Here is a 21,560-nt window from a genome sequence, read left to right on the forward strand (position 1 = left end):
AAATAAATGGCCGACAAAGATTTTTATAAAACACTCGGGATCGAACGTGGCGCCAGCGACGATGACATCAAAAAAGCATTCCGCAAGCTGGCCATGCAATATCACCCCGACCGGAATAAAGATGATCCGACCGCGGAAGCGAAATTCAAGGAAATCAACGAAGCCTATGACGTTTTAAAAGACCCGCAGAAGAAAGCGGCCTATGACCGCTTTGGCTCCAGCGCGTTTGAACAAGGCGGCGGTTTCCGCCCTGGTGCTGGTGCAGGCGGTTTTGACGCCAGCGGATTTGGTGGCGCATTCTCCGACATTTTCGAAGATATGTTCGGCGACTTCATGGGCAATGGCGGTGGCGGCGGACGTGGCCGCGCCGGTGGCCCGCAACGCGGATCCGACGTGCAATACACCATGGAAATTTCCATGGAAGAGGCCTTCGCCGGCAAGGAAGCCACCATCAAGGTGCCGCTGGCCGAAACATGCGATAAATGCAGTGGGTCTGGCGCGAAAACCGGCACGGGCACCGAAAACTGCCCAACCTGTTCCGGCCAAGGCCGCGTGCGGATGCAACAGGGGTTCTTTACCATCGAACGCACCTGCCCCACCTGTAACGGCGAAGGTGCGATCATTCGTGACCCGTGCGAAAAGTGCAGCGGGTCGGGCCGTATGCGCAAGGAAAAAACCCTGCGCATCAAAATTCCGCCCGGCGTTGAAAATGGCCGCCGCATCCGTTTGGGTGGCGAGGGCGAAGCCGGTTTCCGCGGCGGTGTTGCGGGCGATTTGTACGTGCTGCTGGCCATCAAGCCGCACCGTTTCTTCAAACGCGAAGGGGCCGATTTGTTTGGCCGCGTGCCAATTCCGATGACCACCGCCGCGTTGGGCGGTGATGTCGAAGTGCCGACAATCGAAGGCAGCCGTACCAAAGTCAAAATCCCCGCCGGGACCCAGTCAGGACAGCAATTGCGCCTGAAGGGTAAAGGCATGTCGATTTTGAAATCATCGGCTCGCGGAGACATGTATATCGATGTGTTCGTAGAAACGCCTGTGAACCTGTCGCGCAAGCAAATGGATTTGCTGAAAGAACTGGATAAATCCATTGGCGGTGCCGAGGCCAGCAAACACAGCCCCGAATCCTCTGGCTTCTTTGGCAAAATGAAAGATATTTGGAGCGATCTGACAGAATAAATTAAAGGGGCCTGCGGCCCCTTTTTCTTATCTACGGTTTCGGTTTTTTGGCGAAGGTTGAACTGTCCAGCCAGACAACATTCCCCGTTGGCCGATCCGCCGGATCGGGGGAGCGTTCCCCCGCCGAGATATTTTCAAATTTCACAACGGCCATCACCATACGATGGCCCAGATCCAACGGCTCAACCGCATGGTTCAAATATCCCTGAACGGAATCGCCTCGCATCGGAATTTCATGTTTGGCCATGGCGGCAAATGGAATGCCGCATGAAACAATGATGCCGCCATTATGCGCATCGAAAACGATCAGCCCCTTGTCCGCATGGATCTCAATATCCTCGACAATGCCCATGAAGCGTTGTCCCACACGCAGGCCTTCGGCGGTTTGGCGGAAGGATTCTTTAAGTTCACGGATAAAGCGCGATTCTTCGTAGCCCATGTGCAACACCCTGTTTTTTATGACTTTGTTCCCTTATGAAACAGGATTTTCGCCATGCCCGTCAAACAAAATCCCCTGTTGCGCCGGAAAATCATTCTATTACAATAAGTTGAACTTTTACCGCACAGGGGCAAAATCACCATGATCAAGGTCGGAATTGCAGGATATCGGGGCCGGATGGGTCAGATGCTTGTCCATGAATTGCAATCCGGTCAATGGCCGGGACTGGCCTTTGGTTCGGGCAGTGAATCGTCCGACAATCCGAACAGCCTGTTCGCGGAAAACGATCTGGTGATTGATTTCACCACGCCCATCGCCACGCGCGCGCATGTGGACATTGCGGTGACGCATAAGAAACCAATCATCATCGGCACGACCGGGCTGAATGATAACGATATGACGGTTTTGAAAACGGCGGCCACCACCTGCCCCGTTTTGTATTCCGCGAATATGAGTGTGGGCGTCAACCTGCTCGCCGCTTTGGTGGAACAGGCCTCCGCGCGATTGGGTGATACGTTTGATATCGAAATCATGGAAACGCACCATCGCAACAAGATGGATTCACCATCCGGTACCGCGTTGATGCTGGGCCGTGCCACGGGCCGCCCCAACGCGCCAATGGACCGCAGCGGCAAACGCAACACCGGAACAGTGGGTTACGCCGTACAACGTGGCGGTGATGTTGCGGGGGAGCATAATGTCAGCTTCTTCGGCCCCGGCGAACGCATCGAACTGGGCCACCGCGCCCATGACCGCAGCCTGTTCGCCAAGGGCGCATTGCGCGCCGCCTTGTGGATGAAGGGCCGCCCGGCGGGACTTTACTCAATGCGTGACGTCTTGGGCCTCTAGCCCCAAAATCAGTTTCTTGCGCGGCGTGCCCCAGCCGTAATTTTCAACGATGCCGGATGATTGAATCACCCGGTGGCACGGGATCAATAATGATACGGGGTTCGCCCCCACTGCGGAACCAACCGCGCGCGACGCCTTTGGCTTCCCAATCGCATCGGCCACGGCCTTGTAACTGACGCTCGCGCCACAGGGGATTTTCAGCAAGGCTTGCCAGACTTGAAGCTGAAAATTCGTGCCGTATAAATGCAGCGTCAAATGCGTGTCCGCCCCACGCCAGATTTCCAAAATTTTACGGGCGGTGTCGGTCGTGCCATTCTGATCCTCGACCAGATCGGCAAATTCCCAATCACGGCGCAAACGCGCCATGGGGATGGCGGGATCTTCGTCCACCACAAAGCCCAGCCAGCACAACCCGCGATCCGTTTGCGCGATCAGCATATCGCCCATCGGCGTCGGGTGATAACCGTAACGAATGGTCAGGCCCGCCCCCTTGCGCTTCACCTCGCCCGGTGTGGCCGCGACAATATTGATCATCGCATCATGCAAGCGGGCATTCCCACTCATCCCGCTTTCATATGCGGCGTCTAGGGTCGAATAATTTTGCAATAACAAATCACGCGCGTTGTGTGCGGACATATATTGCACCATTTTATGCGGGCTGACCCCGGTCATGCGGGTGAAGAGCTTTTGGAAATGGGTTGCCTCATACCCGGCCCGTGCGGCCAGAGTTTCAAGGTCCGGCTGATCGCGCCAGTGGGCCGCGATGTAATCGATAGCGTTGGAAATAATGGCGTATTGATCATTGTTCATGCCATGAAACTAACGGGAAATCCCCTCGCCTCCAATCCGTTTTTTGGTATAGTGAGCATCATGAAAAAGGCTGATATCCAACGTTTTTTTGAAATCCTGCGCACCGAAAACCCGGAGCCGAAGGGGGAATTGAATTATACCAATCCCTATACCCTGCTGGTCGCGGTTGCCCTGTCGGCGCAGGCGACGGATATTGGCGTGAACAAGGCCACCGAAAAACTGTTTAAAATCGTCAAGACGCCCCAAGACATGTTGAAACTGGGCGAAGATGGATTGAAAGACCACATCAAAACCATCGGCCTGTACAACACCAAGGCCAAAAATGTAATGGCTGCCGCCGAAATGCTGGTGCGCGATTATGGCGGCAAAGTTCCCGAAGACCGCGATGAATTGGTCAAACTGCCGGGCGTGGGTCGTAAGACGGCGAACGTTGTTCTCAATATCGCCTTTGGCCACGAAACTATTGCTGTTGATACACACTTGTTCCGCGTTTCCAACCGCACGGGCCTGGCCCCCGGCGCCACACCCGAAGCGGTTGAAGCCAAATTGGAAAAAGTCATACCACCGGAATTCCGCCGTCATGCACATCACTGGCTGATCCTGCATGGGCGTTATATTTGTAAAGCGCGTAAGCCATCATGCCCGGTGTGCCCCGTGCGCGATGTGTGTGGATTCAAGGATAAAACGGAGTATTAAATCAGATAGGGCGTGATTTCAGAATGTCGGCCACACAGTCATTGGCACGAACATCACGGCGTTCACCCGCAGCCCCATCATACAAGGCGGTTTGGCGCGGGTTGAATTCATAATGCGATACCGATGCGGCATCCATATCAACAACAACATGCAAGACGCATTCATTGCCGCGGAACTGCAAAACCTGCACCGAACCCTCTTCGCGTTCTAGATCGGCGTATGAAAACGCGCCAATGACCTGCGCCGCATTCATGGTCGACAACAGAGCAGGATCTTTACGCAACTGGGCCTGAACCCCGCGCGCATCACGTTTGGACACAACGGTCATTTCGGACGGTGACGCGATGGCCGCCTGAGCCGCCTGGCCCGGTGTGAAGTCCGGCATAATCGTATTCCCGAACACCACCAACGCCACAACCAGCAACGTTTCCGGCAGCACCATAAACCGGCGCCAACGACGCAACGTCAAACGACGGTTCCAGCGCAAGGTCACACGGAAACGGGAATTGAAACAGAACGGGGCGAATGCCCGGCCTATAATGCCGTTCAAACGCCCCGTTCCGAATGTTTCAAAATTGGTAATCATGGTGATCGATGCCCCTTCATTCCATTTTTCATGTTTATGAACGGGCACCGGCCCTCAAAATTTACGCCGAAGCTGCGGTTTTGTCAGCGAACGGCAGTTCTGCGCCGCTGTCACGTTGACCGCCTTGTTTACCGCTGGTGCGGGCTTGGCCCGGCTTGCCTTCGCGCTTTTCGCCTTTGGCGGACAGCGGGGTGACTTTACCGTCCAGCGTTGCACCGGCTTCAACAGCCAGTTCTTTGTAGGCGATTGCGCCGGTGATGGAACCGGAAGCGCGGATCGTCAAACGACCATTGACGGTCAGGTCGCCTTCGAAGCGGCCAGCAATGGTGGCTTCTTCGATTTCAACAGCGCCGTAGAATACGCCGCTCTCAGCGATTTCCAGTACGCGTGCGCCTTTCAGAGCCGCTTCGATCGTGCCTTCAACGATCAGAACGTCGCAAGCTTCGATTTCACCGGAGATGGTGATGCCTTCGCCGATAACCAGACGACGACCATCAGCAACCACGCCAGCTTTTGCGCCCGGGGCAGCAGCAGCATACGGGTTTGAGGACGCGGCCGGTTGACCGTACGGGGAAGAACCATAGGAGGACTGACCACCCGGGAAACCACCGCCCGGAACGCGCGGCGGCTGCATGGCCGGACGTTGCATACCAGCGGCTTGACCACCCGGAATGTCGATCGGGCGCGCCTGGCCAGCGGCCTGGTTGGAGGATGCGCCTTGGTTGTTTTCTGTTTCGTTGCTCATGGTCTGTGCCTGGTCCTTTTGGTTCTGGTGGAAATTCATTTTCGGTTACCCTCTTAAAGTTTCCGACGGTTAAATTCTGTCTTGCCCATTTAAAAACGCGGAAAAGACAATACGGCTTTCACGCAGGAAAGCGCGCTGTTTGTTTTTTCATCTGTTTTATTTCGAGAACAGAATGACACTAGCACCCGGTCAATAGGGCGACAAGCCGGAATCAGGGGGTTTCCCCCCGCTTTATTTCGCGTGCGTTTTCAGTGCGTTATCGGGCGTTTTATGGGGAATCAGGGAGTTATTTTCAAGAATCCGTCTCATGGAAATACGCATATATGCGCTCTGCCACCGCATGGCTGATTCCTTCGACTTTTTCCAAATCGGCGATTCCCGCGCGCACCACATCCTGTGCCGATCCGAAATGAAGCAGCAACGCCTTCTTTCGTTTCGCGCCAATCCCCGGCACATCATCCAGTGGTGATGCACCAATATGTTTTGCCCGCCGTGTACGGTGCGCACCGATGGCAAAGCGATGCGCCTCATCCCGCAAGCGTTGTAAGTAATGTAGGGTGGCATTGTTCACAGGCAACTGGAACATTTCACGGCCCGGCATAAAGAATTTTTCGCGGCCCGCATTGCGGTCCGGCCCCTTCGCAATCGATACGACATTCAATTCTTCGGAAATGCCCATATCGGCCAATGTTTCCATCACCGCATTCAATTGCCCCAATCCACCGTCGATCAACAGAAGATCCGGCCAGTCTTCCGACCCCGGGCCATTGCCCTCTTCCTGTGCTTTGCGGAAACGACGGCTCATCACTTCCTGCATCATGCCGTAATCATCCGACGCGCTGGCATCGCGAATGTTGAATTTGCGGTAAGCGGATTTCATGAACCCTTCCGGTCCCGCCACAACCATCGCGCCGACCATGTCGGTGCCGCTGATATGGCTGTTATCATAAATTTCGATGCGATTGGGGCGTTCATCCAAACCAAACAATTCCGCCACGCCATCCAACAATTGCGCATCACCCGCGCGTTCCAACAAATGCCGATCCAACGCATCGCGCGCATTGTTGGTTACAAAATCAATCAAGCGCCGACGCTCCCCCCGTTGCGGGCACGCAATGGATGTTTTGCGCTCCACATTCGGACGGGAATTGAGCGCATCTTCAATCACGCTTGCATCTTGGATGTCATGGCTGATCAAAATATGCGGCGGGATGGGTTTGCTTTCATAAAACTGCGCAATAAAAGCCGCCAAAATGGTTTCTGGTTCCTCATCCCGTTCATGCCGCGGGAAATAGGCCCGGTTGCCAAAATTCTGCCCACCGCGGAAGAAGAACACTTGCACGCAACTGCGCCCCTCACGCATGGCCAGCGCGATGGCATCAACATCACCGATACCGTCGAAATTGATATCCTGCCGTGTCTGCAAACTGGTCAGTGCGCGCAGGCGGTCGCGGAATTTTGCCGCTTCCTCATAATCCATGCGATCACTGGCGGCCTGCATCGCGGCGGCCATTTGCTCCTGTATCTCCCGGCTTTTGCCGGTCAGATAGGCGCGCGCCTGTTCCACCTGCTTCGCGTAATCCTCGCGCGACACCATGTTGACACACGGCGCGGTGCAGCGTTTGATATGAAATTGTAGGCAGGGTCGCGTGCGTTGCGCGAACACGGAATCCGAACAATTGCGCAACATAAAGGCACGTTGTAACACGGCGATGGTACGATTGACCGCCCCAGCCGAGGCAAAGGGGCCGAAATAATGCCCTTTGCGTGACCGGCTGCCGCGATGTTTGATGACCTGCGGAAATTCGTGATCGTCCGTAATCAAAATATACGGAAACGATTTATCATCACGCAGCAGAACATTGTAGCGTGGCTTCAGTTTTTTAATCAGGTTGGATTCCAGCAACAGGGCCTCGGCCTCTGTATGCGTGCGCACCACCATCATTTCGGATGTTTCGGCGACCATGCGTTGAATGCGGTGTGACAGACGGGCCACTTGCGTATAATTCGCCACCCGTTTTTTCAGCGATTTGGCCTTGCCGACATACAGCACATCGCCCTTGGCATTCAGCATCCGGTAAACACCCGGCGCATCCGGCAACGTCTTCACAAACGCCCGAACAACCTCTACCCCGCGCGCAAGGGCGGCGGGCACGGCCTGATCATCGGGAAAATCGTCGTGGTTATCCATGGGGATAGAGATAAGCCATTGCCGCCAAAGAAACAATGGCCGTTGCATTGCCCCGTCCTTGCCCTATAATTCGGCTTATGCCTTTCAAAAAAATTGCTATTTTTTCCATTTTAATTCTGACCGTAGCGGCGTTGCTTGTTTTACGCCCTGCCCCGGCCGCACGATCGGACGAAATTTCTACGCTGCCCGCTCCATACTGCCCCGTTTTTGTAACGTGGATGGACACGGAGGCGTTAAAAGCCCGCATGGAGAATTTTTATGCGCCGCTTTTTACACCCGTTGGATTGACCGCATGTTACACCAAGGCGCTGGTTGATCGTGGCCTTGTGTCCCACAACGCCCTCGACAAAAATTTTGATGTTTAATCTGGGACCACGCCCGGATTTTGGTGCCTTCTTTTATCAATATTTGATCGATGCGGGCTACCCGCACACCAATATCCATTGGCAACTGGCCCGCCTTTACGATGAAGGCAAGGGCGTAGCACAAGATAAAGGCAAGGCCATGCGCCTCTATCGCGAAGGCCTGGCTTTCCTGACCCCACAGGTCAAAGACCAGACGGAATGCATTCGAGATCAAGAAAAGAGAACCCGAAAACACATGAACCGTGAATTTGCATTGCCGTTTGAGAAGGAGCAGATTCAATGGTTCAATGACATGTGCAAAATGAGCAATGAGGATCTGATCGCCCTAGGAAAACATTATATGGACAAATCAAATCCGGATCATTCTATGATTTTGGCGCATGAAATTTTTGGATATCTTTTTATTAACCGCGACAGAGGTGAAGCTTGGCAACTCTACAGCGACACAATGCCGCACAAACAAACGAAAAAACACCCATAACATCAGGGTCAAACGGATATCACACCAGATTCATTTTTCTTACTCATACAATCATCCAGGCGCTTTTCTGCTTCAGTATAATCATCCAATGATTTCTCAAGCAGAACATCCAATATTGCTCTCTGATCCAGCTTCTCCTGAATTTTTTCACGGATACGCTTTAATCGCTCGCCCAAAAATTCAATCTCCCCCTGCAGCTGGTTTTCAATTTGAATACCGAAATTGAACCGAATGGCTTCATGCATATTATCCAGCCATTTTGCTGGCCAGTTGATGATATGTATCGCCAGCACACCTCCAAATAATTGCGTCAAACGACGGATAATTTCATCTTTTTCCTGTTTTATTTTTTGGGCATCTTCCGCCAACCCAATAATCAGATCTTTGATTTCCTGAACTTTCTTTTCCGCCAAATCCGCAGCATCCCTCTCTTCACGGCAATCCAGTGGGCCTTGTGGTTTACCTGTCGCGCTGACTGGCTCGGCCCAGCACCGGCAATTGAAATCCTCGCCCGGATCAGGACTGTCATTCCATTGGCGTTGTTGTCCAGCCAATGCTGCATGTTGGCCACGCACGCGCCCATCCCCCACAGTGCGCCAGATATATTGGCTATCGGGCGCGTTGGTGATCGCGTTGTTGAGGGCCGCTATAGTTTCATCACCCGGACGCACCATCCCGCTGGGCGATAGGCCATGATCCGTCTGGAACTGCTTTAAAGCCGTAAACACGGCATCATCGGGCACATAATATCCCAATCGGTTCAGCGCCTTTTTAATCTGGCGCACATCGTAATCATCGACCTGTGTGTTGCGGGCAAAGGGTTTGGACAAGGCGATCGGCATAAAATGGCCCTCCTGCGGGTTGATACGGCATAAAAAATGCCGCCCGGACTAGGGAATCCGGGCGGCGATGGCACAATAATAGGAATATTATCCTTTAATATCAATCCCAAAATATGCCCCAATACATTAACAACCCACAGTTGATTATTTTACTTGCATTCTTGCAACTGTTTTTGTAACGCTGTGCCCCTCGCCCGGCTATGGGGGCCGGATCACGTCATGCGGGAGACAAAAACAAAAAATGGGGAAGCACAACATTATGGGGACGATTATTTTACGCACGGCATCGGGGCACGTGATTTACAAAAGCAACCGCACACACCACCGCGCCGCGGTTGAGGACGCGGTGATGGATGGCGTATCATTGCATCACGCGGATTTGTCCGGTCTTGATCTAAGCCATGGTGATTTTGATGGTGGTAATTTCCGCCACGTCAATTTTGATGGCAGCAACATGACCGGCACCAATCTGTCCGAATGCCGCATGACGGGGGCCTCGTTTAAAAACGTTGCGCTGCATGGGGCCTGTATGGCCCAGTCCCATTTGATTGATTGTGATTTTAGTGGCGTTTTGTTTGGCGGAACCGATATTTTTGGCACGGTCATCCGGGGCTGTAGGTTTGATACACAATCGGCATTGGAATTGCATTTTCACGATTGCGATATTTTTGAAAAAAATATGTTCGTCGACGTGAGCGGCCTTCCTTGCCCCATCAATCGCCCACCCGTCACCATTCTGGGCGGGCCATCGATCATGGCCATTACCACCACGCATGTCATCATGGGCAACAAGGCCATGACCATTGCGGAATGGATGCGCGCCAACACCATGATTGAAAAATCGCCCAGCCACGGGCTCGCGCTGGCGCATTTACGCCTGATGCGCGGGGCGGATACGCAACCCCCGGCGACTGACGTCGCCCCCCCAGGGATTGGGGCCGCGCCGTCAATGATGGGGACCAATAATTTTCCTTGACGGCAACCCTTATGAAAATCTATGAATGAGCTTGTGTGTGCATACCATTGCAACCCGATTGCGCAATGGGACCGGTGTGTGGCCGGTTAAAAGGGAGAGAATTTCAATGATTTACCTGCGTTTCGGGCGGTTGTACGCCCTCAGCCTGGATCTGGACCGTCGGTTCGGATTCATGCCTTTGTTCGCAAAAAATACTTGCAACAACGAAACCATTATCGATATACCTTTTGGTCAGGTCGTTTTAACACCGCGCCGGGTTTTATCGCGACCATGGATGCCACCACCCATCGAAAATGGACCCGGATCACATCATGGTCAAACAGCAGACATTGGAAACACTGACACGCTGCCGCGCCTTGCTTCAGGTGTGGCAACGGATTGATGGCGAATTTCCACTGCAATACATGCTGTGCCTGATCGAAATTGCGGCGGACGAAGGCCTCTCCCTCTCCGACCTGGCCACGCGCACGCAGATGCCATTATCGACCGTATCGCGGATCGTCGGCGCGCTCTCCGACCACCGCAAAAAAGGAAAATCCTACGGCCTGATCCGTGTGGATATTTCGGCGACGGAACGGCGGCGGAAGGAATTGTCACTGACACCACGGGGGCGGGCGTTGGTTGGGGAATTAGGGGAGGTTTGCCCCGTATCCGGGTAAAGACCACACTCCTTGATATTTTTAAATGGGGCATATATGTCGATTATAAAAGGTAGAATAAAACTTCTTTTCATTTGCACATTTGTGTTGATTGCCTTCACCGCAGGAAAGCGTGCGTATGCCGACACCTACAAAATCGGCATGCGGCCGCTTGATGGTGATAAATCGATAATTGTCTTTGAATGCACTGACGATGGGACGATCTGCAACTCCACTGCCTTTCTCAACGACGGAACATCGCCAGAAAAAAGCACCATCATCAACATCGACACAACGCTTTCAAAGCATGAGGCTGAATTTGTATTTCGCATGGGGGACGAACTCTTATTCTCCCAGCAAAATAAGCCAAGCTACACAACTCTCATATACCCCGACAGTGCGGCGTTAAAGACCGAGACAATTGACCTTTACATCCCCCATCCCGAAACAAAAAACACCGCTGCAGAGAAATCTGTTTTCCGCAAACCACGACGTCATGTAGCGACACTGAATGTCTTGATTGAAAAGAAGTAGCTACCTAATTAGGTGCGGGTAATGACGTGACCGCCTAAAAAGGAAATCACATTGAGTTGGTGGCCCCGGCCGGAATCGAACCGGCACGCCCTTACGAGCGAGCGATTTTAAGTTTATTATGTATAATTTTAGCCCATTGATAAAAAACAATGTTTTCTAAGATTTTATGCTTATGTGTAAGAAACTGTGTAAATTACCGCATTTTTTGCTCGCCATACTGAACAACCATTCTAAAATCAGCCCAGACAAAACAATCTATAATCTGGACCGTTGGCAATGACCGAGATTGATGCACAAAGTGCCGCCGCATTGTTGCGATGGGAAGCTTATGCAGGGTGGGATTTGAGCGAGAAGCCAGCCGCCGTCCTGCATCAGGCCCATCTTGACCGCAGTGATTTCGGAAGCACTTTTGTCTTTTTGGGGAATGGAAATTTTGTGAAATGGTCAGCCATTCGCGCCTTACGTTTTCTGATCAATATTTGCGGCCTAACATATGCGGAAGCAAGAAGCGCGGTGGATCATTACGCCAAGAATAAACTTATGCTCGATGCCGTCCCGGCCACACAGGAAGCCGAGACCGCCAAAGAAATTATGACCGGGTGCGCCGACATAATTGAGGCTGTGGACACGGTAAATCACATGCTATCGGTTCTTAATCCAGACGATACTATGGTCGTGCAGTATTGGAAGAATGTTCTGGATATTATCCAGTCGTATCAGAGTAAACCAATGAATACAGGCATTGAAAACTGGTAATAGCTAAGCCGCCGTCACTTGGTGAATTGGCGTTCGTCTATACTGTTAAAAGCGCCAACCGGAGCGGCTTCAATGATGGCATTTTCAAGCTGTTGCACGGCCATCTTTTTCTACTGTTTTTTACTTACGCAGAAACGGCATAAGGGCGGATGGTCTTCTTGTACAAAGCCAAACGATCCCGCTTTGCCGTGCGAAGATCATAGTCTTTTTGCAGATTAAACCAAAACCCCTCACTCTGACCAAAGAACAAGCCCAAGCGCAAGGACATATCGGCGCTAATATCGCGCTCTCCTGCTAAAATTTTAGACACAGCACCACGATCAACGCCGATGGCTTTTGCTAAAGTTGCTGGCCGTATGCCCATGCCATCAAGGAAGTCCTCTTTTAGCATTACACCAGGATGGGTCAATTCGATCATTTTGGCCATTGGAATCCTCCTAATGATAGTCCACTAATTGCACGTCATAGGCCCCATCTTCCCACCGGAAAATGATTCGCCATTGAGTGTTTACCCAAAGGGCTTGAGCACGAATCTTTCTAGGGGGCGGCACAAATGTTTTTTGCCCCCCCTTGGTTCTTCTTTTTGGTTCTGTCGCCGTGGTTCGGTTTTGAATGTCAAAACCTCTGGCGACGGGGCCATTTCGGCCCGGCCTTCCATGATTCAATGTGGGTCTTATACCCACGCCAGCGGAATTGTTGTCTGACAATTCTATTAGCTGGCTATCGTTCGATTTTCGTATAATTGCCGCTTTTTAGTTAAGAAGATCATAAGGAACACCGGGCCATGATCGGTACCTATCCAAGGCGGGGCAAATATGGCCTGCTGGATGCGTTTCGGGGCATGGCGCGCGGCACAACGCAGACCAAAAGAACGCGCGTAACGGACCCTGTGCGGGCGCAATCAGCCACAAGGGCACAGATCGGCTTCAGGAAGTGTCGGCGGCCCCAGCATCGGGAGAAGAAAGCCCCCCGTTTGCGCCATGTCAGGGCGGGATGAAGTTCCTAAAAGGTGCTGGCTCGCATGGCTTTACCGCCGTGCTTCGGGCTTCGCAGAAGCCCCTCTGGCGGTGCGGGCCGTTGGCCCGATTTGATTCACTGATGGGGCATGCCCCCATCCCGACAGAATTGTTGTTAAACAATTCTATTAGCTGGCTATCATGCGGGTTTCGTAGAATTTAAGGGATTCCGGATGGTGACCGACTTCGTCCACGCTATCTATGGCGCGCTAATGCAAACCCCGCCTAAGGCAATCACAGACCTGTTTCCAGTAGGATGATGCCTCGGCATTCCCCACGCCCTCAAACAGGGATGCGCAATCTTGTGCGATTGCGAAGGCTTCGTTTTGGTATTGTTCCAGGAGATAGCCTGCTTCCTCTTCCGGGGTTCGGTTCATGGAAAGCAGGCACTCAAACTGGCGCAGATCGGACTTCATTTCTAACCCCTCAGGCAAAAGAAAAACCACCATGCCTGAAGGCATGGTGGCCGGGTGTTAGTAGACCGTACTGAAACAGCCGCGACGACCTTTAGGCCGAAGCCATTGGACATACGCCGCCGCCACCCGGCCCGATATGAACCGAGGGCGGTAATTTACGTTTTTCCATACGTTCAGTAAGGACCTACTACAGTCCGGCCCAGCCGCTTTCAGGCAAGGCAGGGACATTGTAGCGGATTTATCCGTGGCGTGGGAGGGAATAGTTAACATGCGTTAATAAAAACGGCCCCCTCGTTTGCAAACGAGGGGGCCGTTTTTTTATTAGACTCGATTATGCCGCCAACAATGTTCCATTGGTATAAAGAGCGGCTTCGTCCGTCAGGCCCGTTACACCCTGAATAGTCGCTATCTGCTGCAGGCCATAAGTGCTGCCCGCACCATCACGGTCAACGAACAAGGCAGAGTTACCGCCACTTTCCGTGATCTGGACAAAGTCTGTAATGGCCTCGGTCAGAGGATCAAAATCACCCAACAAATCAGACAGGTCTAGTGCATCACCTTGGCCAACATTGAAGTCGGTAATGGTGTCTACTCCTGTTTCCCCATTCAGGAAAACAAACGTATCGGCACCATTGCGGCCTGTAAGGGTGTCGCTACCATCGCCACCATACAGGAAGTCATTGCCATTGGAGCCATACAGGGTATCGGTTCCGGCTTCGCCGTAGAGATAATTGGTATCTGTTTCATTGTAGTACGTGCCGCTTGATCCGCCACCGTAAATGAGGTCATTACCATCGCCGCCATAAAGCGTATCCGATCCAAGATAGCCAGAAATGGTATCGTTCCCACCGCCACCGTAGATCGTGTCAATGCCCCCTGAGTAAGTCAGAGTACCGTTCAGAGTTTCATTCGCTGACGTCCCCGTAAGGGTATAGTTGAGGGTTCTGAGGTCAATTTCCGTGTCGTCGTGCAGCTTTATAAGCTCAAGACCAGCATCTGACGAAGATACACTGAACTGTCCAGACAAGAGGATACTTCCGTCCGTTCCGCCATTAATCAGGATTTTCAGATCCGTATTGCCCACACGGATATAGGATATTTCGCTGGCTTCGATTGAAGAATCAAAGTTTAGAATATCAATATCTGTCTTTCCGGATTCGGTAATGATGTCGTCACCTTCACCTTGAGCATAGTAATATTGATCAGCGCCCAAACGACCATTTAAGTTATCGTTATCAGCGCCACCATATATGTGATCAACGCCGTTCGACCCCCAGATTGTATCGGTTCCGGATTCGCCATAGAGATAATTGGTATCGGTTTCATTGAAATACGTACCACTTGATCCGCCACCGTAAATAAGGTCATTGCCATCGCCACCGTACAGCGTGTCCGATCCGAGGTAACCGGAAATGGTATCGTTCCCACCCCCGCCATAGATCGTGTCAATGCCCCCTGAGTAAGTCAACGTACCATTCAGAGTTTCATTCGCTGACGTCCCTGTGAGGGTGTAGTTAAGGGTTCTGAGGTCAATTTCCGTGTCGTTATCCAATTTGATAAATTCAACACCGGCATCAGATCCTGACATGCTGAATTGTCCGGATAACAATATGCTTCCGTCAGATCCACCATTAATCAGGATTTTCAGATCCGTATTGCCCACACGGATATAGGATATTTCGCTGGCTTCGATTGAAGAATCAAAGTTTAGAATATCAATATCTGTCTTTCCGGATTCGGTAATGATGTCGTCACCTTCACCTTGAGCATAGTAATATTGATCAGCGCCCAAACGACCATTTAAGTTATCGTTATCAGCGCCACCATATATGTGATCAACGCCGTTCGATCCCCAGATTGTATCGGTTCCGGATTCGCCGTAGAGGTAGTTGCTATCGGTTTCATTGAAGTACGTGCCGCTTGATCCGCCACCGTAAATAAGGTCATTGCCATCACCACCGTACAGCGTGTCCGATCCAAGATAACCAGAAATGGTATCGTTCCCACCGCCGCCGTAGATCGTGTCATTTTTCAGACTATTGACCTCCGTACCGTACAATGTCTCCGCTGCCGCTGTCGCAGTCAAAACAAAGTCCATATTTCGCAGATCAATTTGGGTGCCGTTGCTGAGTTGAATAAACTCAACGGCTTTTGCGCTAAGGCCTGTTGTAAATTGATCAACAAGTGTAATTGATCCACCACTACCGCCGTTAATTAAGACTTTAAGGTTGTAGTTTCCATCGCGCACATAAGTTAGATCGTTTGCATCGATGCTTTCATCCAGGTGAATAACGTCAATATTGGTGGCACCGGAAACAGCACCTTGATCTTCAATGATGTCGTTGCCTTGTGCCCGAACATAATAATAATGATCATTCCCAAGGCGTCCCAGTAAGGTATCGTCACCAGAACCGCCGTAGATATGATCCACACCATAGGCACCATAAATGGTGTCGTTTCCAGCGTCTCCATACAGATAGTTGGTTGTGGTTTTTCCGTAGTATGTGCTTGATGTGGTTCCGGCATGAATAACATCATTTCCATCGCCACCATGTAGCTGATCGGATCCAAGATAGCCATATACGATATCATTTCCACCTTCGGCGTAGATAATATCGTCAGGGCTTCCTGAGCCAGAATTATTACCGTGTATTGTTTCGGCTGCGTCAGTCGCAACGAGGCCAAAACTCATCGTTGTCAAATCCCAAATGGTCGTATCATGGAACTTGATGTATTCGACTGCCCCTACACCTGATGATGTCTTGAACTGATCAACAAGCGTAATGCTGCCATCCTGCCCGCCGTTAATCAGGATTTTCAGGTTGTATGAGCCTTCGCGAATAATTGTGACATCATCGGTATCAATTCCATCTCCCAAATTCAGCGTATCTGTAACACCGAATCCAGACGCATCTACCTCTATAATGGAATCATTTCCATCACCTAGATTGAAATAATACTCATCATTTCCACGATTTCCGCGCAGGATATCGTTTCCAGTTCCTCCACGAATATGGTCGACTCCATATGAGCCATAGATAGTATCATTTCCAGCATCGCCATGAAGAATATTACTATCTGTCTCACCGTAGTGCGTCACCGATGGCCCACCACCATAGATCGTGTCATTTCCATCACCGCCGTAAAGAGTATCAGCGCCGATATACCCATAAATAAAGTCATTGCCTCCGCCGCCATAGATCGTATCTGCATTCTGTCCGGCGACAGTCACACCATGCAAAGTTTCTGCCGCATTCGTGCCAACTAAGGTAAAGTTCAAGGATGTGAGGTCAAAAGTACTGGTGTCTGAAAACACGAGGGTTTCGACGGAGCCGGTTGACGATGATACATCGAACTGATTTTCAATGACAATTTCACCTTGCCCGCCAGCAGCATCAATGAAGATACTTAAGTCATTGTTGCTCAAGCGTGTGAAGGTCAGATCTGTAATGGCAATGCCTGCGCCAAAAACAATCTTATCGTTCAGCTCCGCATTGCCAGTTTCACGAATAGTGTCATAACCATCACCTAAGTTGTAGTTATAGGTGTCGTCACCGTTGCCGCCAAAGATCAGATCCCCACCCTGATGTCCTGTCAGCTGGTCATTTCCGTTACCTCCATAAATAACGTCATCTCCATATCCGCCACCGATAACATCATTGCCATCATCACCTTCAATATGGTCATCGCCTACATCGCCATTGATGGTGTCGTTTCCGGCATTCCCATACAGACGATCATTCTTGATAGTTCCGCTGATTGTATTGTCCGCGTTATCACCGTAAGTGGTAATCCCGACCATATTTTCATCAAACACGCTTGCATGCACGCTTGTGTAGCTTAATGCAGAGTCGGATGCATAAATCGCAGCATCCAGAGCATTTATATCAGCCGTCGTCATATTTGATTCACCCTTCGCATTTACAACAATACGAAGAACGTTTTCCCAGAAAAGCATTTTGTCTGGTGTTACAAGCGCGATATCTACTAAATCATCTAGAAAATCAGCGCTGAGATCGCCCAATGTTTCGAAATTACCTATAGTGTAATCGTAAATAGGAGCATCTTCAAAAACTTGCCCGACATCTCCTTGTAAAACAAGTTGGGATAATATTTTATCTAAAATCCCATTAAATGTTTCCGTCAATCCTTTACCAGCTTGTGGGCGCGGATTGCTTAAATATCCTAATTGCAGGAAGTCATCACCAGTGAGTTTCTCCAAGAACGCAAGATCTCGCGCGTCAACATTGGGTCCGCGACTAGTGGGATTGACGCTATCTACGCCAGCCCAGCGATACATTATTTCTCTAACATCACCCTCAAGATTGTGTGATGACAATAAAGTAGCCGTGTCCTGTGATGAAAAATCTGCGACCATTTCCAAGAGCCCGTCAGCGCCGCTGTCAATTGACATTGCTATATGCAGGGCGGCAACCCCTCCGTATCCTTTTAGAGTAGGAAGGAAGAAGACCACTTCATTTAATGAGAAATCTTGATTGTATACTGTGTTTGTTTCATTTACAGAGAAATATACATCGGCTACGTCACGAGTATTGGCGTTAATTGTAAAAGAAGACTCTTGCCCAATGATATTCCCATTCAGAATATAGTTAACATCAGAGTAACCTAGATTAATTGATGTTATAAGCAAACTGTCAAGGGTGTGTAGCTCATCTGATTGACTGTATCCTTCCATACTTACATCAATCCAGATTCTCAGCTGGCTCCAGATTTCATCTAAGGACGTAATCTCCCCATCCAGATTAGAGTCATATGCAGATAAGGCAAGAAAGCCGTTTTCATGCCCAGTTTGATTACCAAACAATTCCGATGAGTTGTTAATAATTCCGTCGCCATTCAGATCGAAAGCAAGCAGACCATCTCCGCCAGTAACCCAGCCGGACGCCTCCGCAAAGCCATCTAAATCATGATCCCAGTAAACCGCATTAGCACTTGCCAAGCTGGTTAGCTCTATTCCATCTCCATCAATATCGAAAACAAGAGGGCTTGGCTTCTCTTCGTTTTCACCTATGCCTTCTTTCGCCTCATTTGGAATTTCGTCATCATCAGAGGCATCGCCATCTCCAGCACCCGGATTAATGTTGTTTAAATCGTCTGAGTTTGCATTTGGAACATTGGGTTTTCGCCCAGGAATTGGAGGTGGAGGACTATCCTTATCAGTCGGGTCGGACGATGGGGCTGGTTGTGTCGCGGTCCATCCTTTGGGAATGAACTCAGGAACCCCGGGAATATCGTGATCATAGTTCCTGTCGGCAGCTGAATTTTGCCAACTACCGGAAGGCCCACTCCAGTCAGGCTGCGTGCCGTTTGTTATGCGTGGATCTACGCCATCCCCATCCATTCCAGAGTCAACAATTAATTTCCCGCTGTTTAATGCATCGACGACCAAGTCATCCATTACATCATCAAGTTGTTTGTCAGTATAGCCATTGCTTTTAGTGTACCCATTATCCTTCATCCACTTTGCAATATCTCTGCCAACTTTATTGTTATATTGATCTTTATACAAATCTGCGGGCGAGCTATCTCCGAGCAACTCTTTTCCGTTCCCCAGGACTTCGGCGACACTACTGCTGTTACTTTTCCTCGTAACATCGGCGCTCTTTTGAGTGTGCACGATCGCATTTCTTTTTTCTATGTCATCTGTTGTCATTGAATCATAGCCTTGACCGGCAGCAAGCGCTGTCCCATCCTTTGCCGCCGCCTCAATTATCCATGTTTTGAGAGAATCAATGCTCATGTAAATCTCCATAAAGCTCTGTTTTTATTAGATGTGATTTTTTGTTGTTAAAGTTATGCCGGTTGTTTTTTGCCCGTTTTGGCTTTCAATTTCTGTCAGCATAAAAATAGCGTCTGATCGAGATTTGCAAATTGGCCACTCTTCATTCGAAGCGTGATTGGCTCCATGTCCGCGGATATGATCATTAGGTATACTCAAATACTCAACGGATTTATTTGGATCAAAAAAGATAACAAGCCAACTAGCATCTGTGGCATATGCTGTGGGAAATTTTTCTATACCAAGAACCATATCACCAAATTTTCTTTGCATTATCTCGGGCCCAACAGAGCCACTTAATGAGTCAGATGCTTTCACACACACATAAAGCCACGGGGAAGGATTCAGATCTGAAACTAAAACCCAATCACCGGAATTATGGAGCTGGGATTGAATACTATGAATGAAGTCCTTTTCTTTAGTACTCACATGAGATGAGAAAAACATCAGGCAGATAAGAACTGCGGATACGAGGCACAGCAAAAGTGCATATTTAATAAATGGCTTCATTCTTATTTGCATTCACATGCTCCTTATACGGACACCCAGAGATTTCTATTATTGGCTTAACGCTTATATGCAAATAATATGGCTTTTTATCTTCAAAGATATGGACAAAGACCACCCGCTTTTAGACATCGCCAACCCTTACTTGCTATTGTAGGTAGTGTAGCAAATGAAACACATCAATCAAGCGGATAGTACATAGAGGTGCAATTGAAGGATGGACTAATGCCAGAAGAGACAGGGCTATGCTTAATAAGCATACTCGGTCGCCGCAATATCCATATTATCCAACCTCTATCAGAGTTGCCCAACAAAGATAAACAGCCGTATTGCATCGCTGTGCCAAATAAGAAGCCATAACTCCCACATCCCACCCCTCCCTTTGGTGAAGCGGCATCTAGGGCAAGCCCATCGCCTTTGCAGAGGGTCTACACCCTCTGTTTAGATTGATTGGCCATCCTCATCGAGGATGGATTGGAAATCTTTTTCTGCTTGTTTGCCTGTTTTGGAACGGCGCACGTTGATGGCCGAAGCATCCAGCATATTTTTGATGTGCGAAGCGTAGTATTTTTCGATCATCTCGACACTGGTGCGGCAGTTTTTTGCGATTTGATAGATGTCAGCCCCCTCCATCAATCGCATACAGATATAAGTATGGCGCAAACTGTACGCTGTGCGACGATTGCCCTCACGGTCGAATTTCAGGCTGAGTTCGTCAAGGATAGTATTGAATAATTGCCTGTGTGTTTTTGGGAATAAAACATCTGTCTTTTGCGGATTGTTTCGCTTGACCAGACGTTCAAACGGCTTTACGGCACCCGGCATGCTTTTGCAGTAACCAACGCCACGTTTACCACGCACACTGATTTCTAAAATTGTCTCGCCCGTTGCAACATCATCGACAATAACAACATCGCGGTATTCAAGGCGCATGGCCTCATCTGGCCGTAGCCCCGTATTCGCCATAAACAACACATAGTCATGCAGTTGTTCGGATTCCCACTTGTAACGTTTTCGTAAGGGCGATTTGGCACGCGCACGCGTGGCTTCGTATAATGTTTTGTATTCTTCGGGGGAGAACCATGCACGGTGAGAGATTTTTCCAGAGCTTCTATACGGTTCAGAAAAATCCGGTAAGTGGTCAAGCCAGTTATGACGGAGAGCAACCTTTAACGTCTGGCGCAGGGTTACGATTTCTTGGTGAATGGTGTTGCGGGCTGGGGGCCTTCCCCAGCGCTCGGTTGATTTTTCCAAACGATGGATTCTGTATTCCTGCAATTGTCCGGCGGTAATTTCGGACAGACCCATTTCACCAAAGAAAGGAATGAGGTGGGCTTTCAATCTCCGGCTATGGCCCTTCACGTATTCCTTGTTGCGGTGACCTTCGGTGATGATTTCGTATTCGCGCAGGAATTGGTCTGCGGCGTGCTTGAAAGTCTTTTCATCCTTAATCTCGCCTCGACGGTGTTTGCCGAAGAGTTCAAGATACCAGTCCTCTGCAAAGTCTTTGGCTTTGGCGAGGCTGGTTTCTTTTGTGCTGATACGCCTATTCTTTCCACCGAGATATGTCGAACACTGCCAAACATCACTGTTTTCGCGTTTGTAGACGTGGAGTTTGCCACCCATCAGGGTGTGTTTTGCCGATTCCGCCATCAAGAGCCTCCACCCGTGAAAGTGTGTAAGTCTTGTGTAAGTGTATCGCAGAATTTTTACGCGGAAAAGTTTTTGACTAAC

General features: G+C 50.2%; 20 protein-coding genes. 9 read left to right on the forward strand and 11 right to left on the reverse strand.

Annotated elements, in window-relative coordinates:
• Positions 1–6: 6 nt before the first annotated feature.
• Positions 7–1,179 (forward strand): molecular chaperone DnaJ, encoded by a 1,173-nt coding sequence (dnaJ, locus tag MICA_RS08320; protein ID WP_014103293.1) that lies wholly within the window; start codon positions 7–9, stop codon positions 1,177–1,179.
• A gap of 31 nt (positions 1,180–1,210) precedes the next feature.
• Here dnaJ and MICA_RS08325 read toward each other — a convergent pair whose 3' ends face one another.
• Positions 1,211–1,618 (reverse strand): hypothetical protein, encoded by a 408-nt coding sequence (locus MICA_RS08325; protein WP_014103294.1) that lies wholly within the window; start codon positions 1,616–1,618, stop codon positions 1,211–1,213.
• Positions 1,619–1,759: 141 nt separating this feature from the next.
• On the opposite strand from MICA_RS08325, the gene dapB reads away from it, so the two are divergent.
• Positions 1,760–2,467 (forward strand): 4-hydroxy-tetrahydrodipicolinate reductase, encoded by a 708-nt coding sequence (gene dapB, locus MICA_RS08330; protein ID WP_041793947.1) that lies wholly within the window; start codon positions 1,760–1,762, stop codon positions 2,465–2,467.
• Here the strand turns inward: dapB and MICA_RS08335 are convergent.
• A complete protein-coding gene (locus MICA_RS08335) occupies positions 2,441–3,277 on the reverse strand; it encodes a methylated-DNA--[protein]-cysteine S-methyltransferase (RefSeq protein ID WP_014103297.1) in 837 nt (278 codons plus the stop codon). The genes dapB and MICA_RS08335 overlap by 27 nt on opposite strands.
• 60 nt (positions 3,278–3,337) lie before the next feature.
• Between MICA_RS08335 and nth the strand changes: the two genes are divergently transcribed.
• A complete protein-coding gene (gene nth, locus MICA_RS08340; protein ID WP_014103298.1) occupies positions 3,338–3,973 on the forward strand; it encodes an endonuclease III in 636 nt (211 codons plus the stop codon).
• Position 3,974: 1 nt separating this feature from the next.
• On the opposite strand, the gene MICA_RS08345 is transcribed toward nth, so the two are convergent.
• The 3 genes from MICA_RS08345 to uvrC all read right to left on the reverse strand — a co-directional run bounded on the left by MICA_RS08345 (position 3,975) and on the right by uvrC (position 7,495).
• Complete coding sequence (locus MICA_RS08345) at positions 3,975–4,559, reverse strand: hypothetical protein (protein ID WP_049782177.1); 585 nt, start codon at positions 4,557–4,559, stop codon at positions 3,975–3,977.
• A 61-nt stretch (positions 4,560–4,620) separates the two neighbouring features.
• On the reverse strand, positions 4,621–5,304 hold the full coding sequence (locus MICA_RS08350; protein WP_236619886.1) for a bactofilin family protein: 684 nt from the start codon (positions 5,302–5,304) through the stop codon (positions 4,621–4,623).
• A gap of 292 nt (positions 5,305–5,596) precedes the next feature.
• A complete protein-coding gene (gene uvrC / locus MICA_RS08355; RefSeq protein WP_014103301.1) occupies positions 5,597–7,495 on the reverse strand; it encodes an excinuclease ABC subunit UvrC in 1,899 nt (632 codons plus the stop codon).
• A gap of 77 nt (positions 7,496–7,572) precedes the next feature.
• On the opposite strand from uvrC, the gene MICA_RS12145 reads away from it, so the two are divergent.
• Together MICA_RS12145 and MICA_RS08365 are read left to right on the forward strand one after the other, a co-directional pair.
• Positions 7,573–7,860: a hypothetical protein gene (locus MICA_RS12145; protein ID WP_014103302.1), complete on the forward strand. Its 288-nt coding sequence runs from the start codon at positions 7,573–7,575 to the stop codon at positions 7,858–7,860.
• Positions 7,853–8,341 carry an SEL1-like repeat protein gene (locus MICA_RS08365; protein ID WP_041793953.1) on the forward strand — a complete coding sequence of 163 codons (489 nt, stop codon included), beginning with the start codon at positions 7,853–7,855 and terminating at the stop codon, positions 8,339–8,341. Before MICA_RS12145 ends, MICA_RS08365 begins: the two co-directional genes overlap by 8 nt.
• An 8-nt stretch (positions 8,342–8,349) precedes the next feature.
• On the opposite strand, the gene MICA_RS08370 is transcribed toward MICA_RS08365, so the two are convergent.
• Positions 8,350–9,183, reverse strand: coding sequence for a phage minor head protein (locus MICA_RS08370; protein ID WP_014103304.1), 834 nt, complete (start codon positions 9,181–9,183; stop codon positions 8,350–8,352).
• 241 nt (positions 9,184–9,424) lie between these two features.
• On the opposite strand from MICA_RS08370, the gene MICA_RS08375 reads away from it, so the two are divergent.
• The 4 genes from MICA_RS08375 (at position 9,425) to MICA_RS08390 (ending at position 12,087) form a co-directional block, all read left to right on the forward strand.
• Positions 9,425–10,159, forward strand: coding sequence for a pentapeptide repeat-containing protein (locus MICA_RS08375; protein WP_014103305.1), 735 nt, complete (start codon positions 9,425–9,427; stop codon positions 10,157–10,159).
• Positions 10,160–10,470: 311 nt separating this feature from the next.
• Complete coding sequence (locus tag MICA_RS08380; RefSeq protein ID WP_049782179.1) at positions 10,471–10,818, forward strand: MarR family winged helix-turn-helix transcriptional regulator; 348 nt, start codon at positions 10,471–10,473, stop codon at positions 10,816–10,818.
• Between the two features lie 36 nt (positions 10,819–10,854).
• Entirely contained in the window at positions 10,855–11,331 is a 477-nt protein-coding gene (locus tag MICA_RS08385; protein ID WP_041793956.1) for a hypothetical protein, read from the forward strand.
• Positions 11,332–11,607: 276 nt separating this feature from the next.
• Complete coding sequence (locus MICA_RS08390) at positions 11,608–12,087, forward strand: hypothetical protein (protein WP_014103309.1); 480 nt, start codon at positions 11,608–11,610, stop codon at positions 12,085–12,087.
• A gap of 124 nt (positions 12,088–12,211) precedes the next feature.
• Here the strand turns inward: MICA_RS08390 and MICA_RS08395 are convergent, their stop codons facing one another.
• The 5 genes from MICA_RS08395 to MICA_RS08420 all read right to left on the reverse strand — a co-directional run bounded on the left by MICA_RS08395 (position 12,212) and on the right by MICA_RS08420 (position 21,479).
• On the reverse strand, positions 12,212–12,514 hold the full coding sequence (locus tag MICA_RS08395) for a HigA family addiction module antitoxin (RefSeq protein ID WP_014103310.1): 303 nt from the start codon (positions 12,512–12,514) through the stop codon (positions 12,212–12,214).
• A 798-nt stretch (positions 12,515–13,312) separates the two neighbouring features.
• Positions 13,313–13,519 carry a hypothetical protein gene (locus MICA_RS08405; RefSeq protein WP_014103311.1) on the reverse strand — a complete coding sequence of 69 codons (207 nt, stop codon included), beginning with the start codon at positions 13,517–13,519 and terminating at the stop codon, positions 13,313–13,315.
• A gap of 331 nt (positions 13,520–13,850) precedes the next feature.
• Positions 13,851–19,280: a beta strand repeat-containing protein gene (locus MICA_RS08410; RefSeq protein ID WP_187287628.1), complete on the reverse strand. Its 5,430-nt coding sequence runs from the start codon at positions 19,278–19,280 to the stop codon at positions 13,851–13,853.
• A 27-nt stretch (positions 19,281–19,307) separates the two neighbouring features.
• Complete coding sequence (locus MICA_RS08415; protein WP_041793963.1) at positions 19,308–19,841, reverse strand: hypothetical protein; 534 nt, start codon at positions 19,839–19,841, stop codon at positions 19,308–19,310.
• A 426-nt stretch (positions 19,842–20,267) separates the two neighbouring features.
• On the reverse strand, positions 20,268–21,479 hold the full coding sequence (locus tag MICA_RS08420) for a tyrosine-type recombinase/integrase (RefSeq protein ID WP_014103314.1): 1,212 nt from the start codon (positions 21,477–21,479) through the stop codon (positions 20,268–20,270).
• Between the last annotated feature and the right edge of the window lie 81 nt (positions 21,480–21,560).

The organism is Micavibrio aeruginosavorus ARL-13 (assembly GCF_000226315.1).
In the GTDB taxonomy this organism is placed as follows: Bacteria; Pseudomonadota; Alphaproteobacteria; order Micavibrionales; family Micavibrionaceae; genus Micavibrio; species Micavibrio aeruginosavorus_B.